The sequence below is a fragment of the Luteibacter sp. genome (assembly GCF_051958795.1).
In the GTDB taxonomy this organism is placed as follows: Bacteria; Pseudomonadota; Gammaproteobacteria; order Xanthomonadales; family Rhodanobacteraceae; genus Luteibacter.
The window spans coordinates 1-7,098 of sequence record NZ_JBQCFT010000099.1; the positions used below are offsets into that span (position 1 = coordinate 1).

Consider the following 7,098-nt stretch of genomic DNA (forward strand, 5'->3'; position numbering starts at 1 on the left):
GTGCGTCGTCATGGTCGATGGCCTTGGCCACGGCCCCGCCGCCAACGACGCCGCGGAGGCCTGCCTGCGGGCGTGGGAGCCGGAAGCCTGCGCAGGGCCCGTCGAGTTGATGGCGAGCATCCATGCCGGCATGGCGGGTACGCGTGGCGGGGCCGTAGCGGTGGCCCGCTTCGAGGGTGCGACCGGCAACGTGCGTTTCGCGGGCATCGGCAATATCGCCGGCTCGCTGCAGTCCGCCGAAGGCTCGCGCGGGCTGGCCTCGCACCCCGGCATCGTCGGCGTGCAGGCACGCCGTGCGCAGCCGTTCGATTTCCCGCAATCGGCCGGGAGGCTGCTGATCCTGCACTCCGATGGCCTGCAATCCCGCTGGAGCCTGCGCGACTACCCCGGCCTGGTGAACCGCCACCCGGCCGTCGTCGCGGCGCTCCTGTACCGTGATTTCACGCGTGGTCGCGATGATGTGACGGTCTTTGCCATACGCCTTGGGGTGCGTGCATGAACGACGCCGAGATCGCACGCCTGCAGGCCGAGAACGAAGGCCTGCGCGCCGAACTGGACGAGACCAACCAGGGCGTGCTGGCGCTTTACGCCGAACTGGACAATCAGGCTGCGCAACTCCGCGAGGCCTCGGAACTGAAGAGCCGGTTCCTGAGCTACATGAGCCATGAGTTCCGCACACCGCTCGGTTCCATCCTCAGCATTGCGCGGCTGCTCGCCGACGAGATGGATGGCCCGCTCACCGACGAACAGCGCAAGCAGGTGGCTTTCGTGAGCGGTGCCGCGCGCGAACTGAGCGACATGGTCGACGACCTGCTCGACCTGGCCAAGATCGAAGCGGGGCGCATCACCATCTCGCCGGCGTGGTTCGAGCTGATGGATCTGTTCTCCGCGTTGCGCGGCATGTTCCGGCCCATCGTGGACGGCACCGACGCGGACCTGGTCTTCGAGGATCCGGAAGGGCTCCCGAAGCTGTACACGGACGACAAGAAGGTGTCGCAGATCCTGCGTAATTTCATTTCCAACGCGCTGAAGTTCACGCCGCGCGGCGAAGTGCGCGTGTCCGCCAGGCTGGAAGGCAGCGACCGCGTGCGCTTCACGGTGCGCGATACCGGCATCGGTATCCCTGAAGAACTCCAGCACGTGTTGTTCGAGGACTTCACCCAGGTCGATTCTCCTTTGCAGAAGCGCGTGCGCGGTACCGGCCTCGGTCTTTCGCTGTGCAAACAGTTCGCCGAACTGCTTGGCGGCGAAGTGGGCCTGAGCAGCATCGTCGGCAAGGGTTCGGAGTTCTTCGTCAGCTTGCCGCTGGCGATTACCGCGGAGGACGCCGATGACCATGCATGACACGTTGCTGGTGGTGGATGACAACGCGCCGACGCGCTACGCGTTGCGTCGCACGCTGGAACGCGCCGGTTATACGGTGATGGAGGCCGGTACCGGCACGGAAGGCCTGCAACTGCTGGCCGCGCACGCGATCGATGCGGTCGTGCTCGACGTCAACCTGCCCGACATGAGCGGCTTCGACATCGTGCGCGACCTTCGCGCATCGCCGGATACCCAGCTGCTTCCGGTGGTGCATGTATCGGCCGCGTCGATCGACACTACCGACCTCATCGCCGGCCTGGACAACGGAGCGGACGCTTACCTGCCCCACCCGGTGGATCCGGGCGTGTTGCTCGCCACGATCCGCACGCTCCTGCGCGTGCGCGATACCGAGCGCGCCCTGCGCGAATCCGAGGCACGGGTGCGCGAGATCTTCACGACGATCGCCGCGCCCATGGCCGTGGTCGACGGCGAACTCCGCGTGCAGGAAACCAACGATGCCTTCGTCCGGCTGCTGGAAGGCGGGGCGGAGGGCCAGTCGCTCGAGGCCTGGTTCGAACCCGGCCAGGACGGAACGCTCGCCGAAATGCGCGTGGCGCTCGGCGGCATGCAGCGCTGGCGCGGCGTGCTGTGCATGCGTTCCGGCGGCGCGGTGCGCGAAACCGAGTGGCGCGTGACGCCTTATCGCGACGGCGCCGGCATGGTCTTCGTCGAGGACGTGACCGAGCAGCGCAGTCGCGAACGCGAACAGCGCGAGCAGATCGATACGGCCACCACGCAGCTCGCCGCCGAGATCGCGGTGCGCGAACGCACCGAATCACAGCTGGTCCAGGCGCAGAAGATGGACGCGCTGGGCAAGCTGACCGGCGGCATCGCGCACGACTTCAACAACCTGCTCACCAGCATCATCACCGGCATCGACCTGATCAACCGCCAGGTGGAAGCCGGCAAGCCGCAGGGCGTGCAGCGCTTCGCCGACGCAGCGCTGGGCTCGGCACGCCGGGCGGCGGCGTTGACCCACCGCCTGCTCGCGTTCGCGCGCCAGCAGCCGCTCGACGCGAAGGCGACCGACGTGAACGAGCGCGTGCGGGCCATGGAAGACATGCTGCGCCGGACCCTTGGCGAGGCGGTGACCCTGCACGCCAACCTCGCCTATGGCCGGATGGTGGCGAGCGTCGACGGGAACCAGCTCGACAACGCGCTGCTCAACCTCGTGATCAACGCACGCGATGCCATGCCGGCGGGTGGCAGCATCACGCTGTCGTCCCGGCTGGAGAATGTCGGCGCCGACAGCGAGTTGCAGCCAGGTGCCTACGTGGTGTTGAGCGTGACCGATACCGGCACGGGCATCGAGCCGGCGCTGCTGGAAAAGGTCTTCGAGCCGTTCTTCACGACCAAGCCCATCGGCCAGGGCACGGGCCTGGGCCTGTCCATGATCTACGGCTTCGCCCGGCAGTCGGGCGGCCGCGTGAGCATCGCCAGCACGGTAGGCGAGGGCACGGAGGTCGCGCTCTGGCTGCCGGTCGACGAGGGCGAGATCGAGCCGGTGCAGCCGCGCACGAACCGGGTCGAAGGTGGCCACGGCGAGCACATCCTGATCGTCGAGGACACCGATTCACTGCGTACGCTCGCCTGCGCGGCGCTCGAGTCGGCGGGTTACAAATGTACTGCCACGGGCGATATCGACGAGGCCTTGCGCCATCTTCGCGGTGACGCCTCGCTCGACCTGCTGCTCACCGATGTCGGCATGCCCGACCTGGACGGCCGCGAACTCGCCCGGACCGCCCGCGCATGGCGGCCGACGCTACCGGTGCTTTTCATGACCGGCTACGCCGAGAACGCGCTGGATCCGGCGCGCTTCCTCGAGCCGGGCATGCAGCTGCTGCTGAAGCCGTTCGAAGTGGATACCTTGCTTGAACGGGTGCGCGGCGCGCTCGACTGACCGGGGCGGGTGCCGGAGGGTGGGTTCCCACCTATCCGAAATTGCCGATATCCCTAAATCCCGCAACCACTTATGATGCCCCCACAACGACGACAGGCGTTTGCAGGGGAGCGGGATGTCGGAAGGTACTTGGGGCGGCGCGCTCGGCGACCATCGGTTTGTCGCGGAGATGGATGCGCTGCAGAAATTCGGCCGGCTGGAAAAAGATGCCCAGCTTGGCGATGCACAGGCGCAGTTCCGCGTCGGCGTCATGTATTTCGATGGCGAACACGTCACCCAGGACCGGACGCGCTCCGCGCACTGGCTGCGCCGCGCCGCCAAGCAGGGCCACGCGGACGGGCAGTTCCGCCTCGCCCAGCAATACGCTGAAGGCCATGGCGTCCTGCGTGACCACGCCGAGGCCGCCCTATGGCTGCGCCAGGCCGCGGACGCCGGCCATGCCGAGGCCCAATGCGCCCTGGGCACCGCGTATGCGCGCGGGCATGGGCTCGCCGTGGACCGGCAACAGGCGCTGCACTGGTGGGGCATGGCCGCGGACCAGGGCCACGCCCAGGCCTGCGTGAACCTGGGCGTCTCGCACTACTTCGGCCGTGGCGTACCGCGCGACGCCGAGCTGGCTTTCGCCTTCTACACCAAGGCGATCGAGCGCGGCGATCCCGGCAGCCGCGGCTTCGCGGATGCGCTTTGCAGCATCGCGCACATGTACGTCGATGGCATCGGCGTGGGCCAGGATGCCGCCATGGGCGCGCACCACTACCGGCGCGCCGCCGAACTGGGCAACAGCATCGCCCAGTTCACCCTCGGCAAGATGTACCTGGAAGCCAGCGGCCTCGCCGTCGATCGCGAGCAGGCCCGCTACTGGTTCGGCCGGGCTGCGGAGCAGGGCGATAGCGAGGCGAAGCAGCGGCTCGCTGAACTGGAGGCGGAAAGCGACCAGCCCGCGCTCGTCTCCGCACGGCAGGCGACCAGCGGCCCGCAGGATATGGCCGGCCAGTACCAGCTGGGCATGCGCCTCGCCACGGGCGACGGCGTGCCCCGCAACGATCCCGATGCCGTGCGCTGGCTGGCCCTCGCGGCTGAGAAAGGCCACGCGCAGGCCCAATACGCCCTGGCCCGGATGATCGACGGTGGCCGCGGCATCCCGCGCAACGTCGACGAGGTGCTGCGCCTGCTCCGGCTGGCGGCCGGGCAGGGCCTGCCCGAGGCGCAGTTCGAACTCGGCCGCCTGCACGACGAAGGCGATGGCGTCGCCCGCAACGCCGCCGTCGCCCGCGCCTGGTACCGCAAGGCGGCGTCTCGCGGGCACCTCAAGGCGATGAAGAAACTGGAGCGCCGGCGCTGGTGGCGGTTCTGGTAGCAGGCCACCGCAGGTTCCTGCGAGCGTGACTTCCGGCGCTGGCTAAACTGGCCCCGGCGGATGGACCATGCCACGGTCCACCACCAGGGGTTCCCCATGCGTAAAACACTCGTCAGCGCGATCGCCGTAGCGCTCGCCGGCCTGTCCACCCTTGCCGCTGCCGCCGATATGCAGCAGGCACCGACGCAGCTGCCGCGCAGCGTGCGCCCGTCGCACTACGATGTCTCGGTCGTCCCGCACGCCGACAAGCTCACCTTCGACGGCAAGGTCGCCATCGACGTGGAGGTGCTCGAGCCCACGCCGACGATCACGCTGAACGCGATCGACATGACCTTCGCCAACGTGAAGCTCGCTGCCGCGAAGGGCAAGGCCACGTTCGGTACGCCGAAGGTGTCCGTCGACGCGGAACACCAGACCGCCACCTTCACCTTCGACAAGCCGCTGCCCGCGGGCGCGTACCGCCTGTCGATGGACTACACCGGCAAGATCGGCACCCAGGCCAACGGCCTGTTCGCGATCGATTACGACACCAAGGCCGCGGGCAAGAAGCGCGCGCTGTACACGCAGTTCGAAAACTCCGACGCACGCCGCTTCATCCCGTCGTGGGACGAGCCGAACTACAAGGCGACCTTCACGCTCGACGCTACCGTGCCGTCGAACGACATGGCGGTGAGCAACATGCCCGCCGCATCGAAGAAGGATCTCGGCAACGGCATGACCAAGTGGAGCTTCGGCCAGTCGCCGAAGATGTCCACCTACCTCGTGTTCTTCGGTGCCGGTGAGTTTGACCGCATCACCACGAAGAGCGAAGGCGTCGAAATCGGCGTCATCACCCAGAAGGGCCTGACCTCGCAGGCGCAGTTCACGCTGGACTCCGGCAAGGCCGTGCTGAAGGAATACAACGATTACTTCGGCGTGCCGTACCCGCTGCCGAAGCTCGACAACATCGCCAGCCCGGGCCAGAGCCAGTTCTTCGCGGCCATGGAAAACTGGGGCGCGATCTACACCTTCGAATATGCGCTGCTGCTCGACCCGAGCATCTCCACGCAGGCCGACAAGCAGGAAGTGTTCAACACTGCCGCCCATGAAATGGCGCACCAATGGTTCGGCGATCTCGTCACCATGCGCTGGTGGGACGACCTGTGGCTGAACGAAGGCTTCGCCTCGTGGCTGGCCTCGCGCACCACCGAACGCCTGCACCCGGAATGGCACACCAACCTCGATGCCGTGGATATCCGCGAAGGCGCCATGGGCCGCGATGCCGTGGCGACGACGCACCCGGTCGTGCAGCACGTGGAAACCGTGGAGCAGGCGAGCCAGGCGTTCGATGCGATCACCTATGCAAAGGGTGAATCCGTCATCCGCATGCTCGAGGCCTACGTGGGCCCGGATGCGTGGCGCAAGGGCGTGCAGGCGTATATCAAGGCCCACGCGTACGGCAACACGGTGTCGGACGACCTCTGGAAGCAGATCGAAACCGCCGCGGGCAAGCCGGTGACGCAGATCGCGCACGATTTCACCCTGCAGCCGGGCATCCCGCTGGTGAAGGTCGACAGCGTGTCGTGCGCCAATGGCTCGACCACCCTGACCCTCTCGCAGGGCGAGTTCACCCGCGATCGCCCGGACAAGAAGGCGCTGGCCTGGCACGTGCCGGTCATCGCGAAGACCGTGGGCGGCGCTGCCGCATCGACCCTGCTGGATGGCAAGGGCACGCTGACCGTCGCCGGCTGCGGCCCGGTCATCGTCAACGCTGGCCAGACCGGCTACTACCGCACGCTGTACGCACCGGCGCAGGTGAAGCAGCTGCAGGGCGCGTTCACGAAGCTCGAGCCGATCGACCAGCTCGGCGTGATGGGCGATACCTGGGCGCAGGGCATGGTCGGCCTGCAGCCGATCTCCGACCTGCTCGACCTGATCAAGGCAACGCCGGTCGATGCCACGCCGCAGCTGTGGGACCAGGTCGCCAGCGACCTCTCGGGCCTCGATGCGTACTACCAGGGCGACGCCGCGCGCCAGGCCGCGTTCCGCAAGTTCGCCATCGGCCGTCTCTCGCCGAAGCTGGACCAGGTCGGCTGGGAAGCGAAGCAGGGCGAGGAAGCCCCGGTGGCGATCCTGCGTTCGCACCTGATCGGCACGCTGGGTGCCCTGGGCGATGCGAAGGTAGTGGGCGAGGCACGCGACCGCTACGCGAAGAACACCATGCCGGCCGAGCTGCGCAAGGTGATCCTCGGCGTGGTCGCGGTGAATGCCGATGCCGCAACGTGGGACAAGCTGCATGCCGAGGCAAAGGCGGAGAAGACCCCGCTGGTGAAGGATCGCCTGTACGCCTTGCTCGCCGCGGCCCGCGATGAGGCGCTGGCGAAGCGTGGGCGCGCTCGCGCGCTGACCGATGAGACGGGTGCGACCAACACCGCCCCGCGGATCCGCGGTGTCTGGCGCCGGCAGCCCGAACTAGCGGTAGACGTCGCCGACGCGC

At 67.8% G+C, this 7,098-nt stretch carries 5 protein-coding genes; all 5 read left to right on the forward strand.

Features of this window, described 5'->3' with window-relative positions:
• Nucleotides 1–499 (forward strand): SpoIIE family protein phosphatase (locus tag ACTHLF_RS05445; RefSeq protein ID WP_440325533.1); only part of this gene is annotated, 499 nt, incomplete at its 5' end.
• Complete coding sequence (locus ACTHLF_RS05450) at nucleotides 496–1,344, forward strand: sensor histidine kinase (RefSeq protein ID WP_440325535.1); 849 nt, start codon at nucleotides 496–498, stop codon at nucleotides 1,342–1,344. The genes ACTHLF_RS05445 and ACTHLF_RS05450, both read left to right, overlap by 4 nt.
• The gene (locus tag ACTHLF_RS05455) at nucleotides 1,331–3,265 is read left to right on the forward strand and encodes a response regulator (RefSeq protein WP_440325537.1); all 1,935 of its coding nucleotides are present in this window, start codon (nucleotides 1,331–1,333) and stop codon (nucleotides 3,263–3,265) included. Before ACTHLF_RS05450 ends, ACTHLF_RS05455 begins: the two co-directional genes overlap by 14 nt.
• A 115-nt stretch (nucleotides 3,266–3,380) precedes the next feature.
• Nucleotides 3,381–4,622 carry a tetratricopeptide repeat protein gene (locus ACTHLF_RS05460; protein WP_440325539.1) on the forward strand — a complete coding sequence of 414 codons (1,242 nt, stop codon included), beginning with the start codon at nucleotides 3,381–3,383 and terminating at the stop codon, nucleotides 4,620–4,622.
• A gap of 96 nt (nucleotides 4,623–4,718) precedes the next feature.
• The coding region (locus ACTHLF_RS05465) for a M1 family metallopeptidase (RefSeq protein WP_440325541.1) at nucleotides 4,719–7,098 on the forward strand (2,380 nt) is incomplete at its 3' end.

Bases quoted from the DNA above. Each gene is read 5' to 3' on its own strand.
- ACTHLF_RS05450 (WP_440325535.1), top strand. From the start codon at position 496: ATGAACGACGCCGAGATCGCACGCCTGCAGGCCGAGAACGAAGGCCTG.
- ACTHLF_RS05455 (WP_440325537.1), top strand. From the start codon at position 1,331: ATGACCATGCATGACACGTTGCTGGTGGTGGATGACAACGCGCCGACG.
- ACTHLF_RS05460 (WP_440325539.1), top strand. From the start codon at position 3,381: ATGTCGGAAGGTACTTGGGGCGGCGCGCTCGGCGACCATCGGTTTGTC.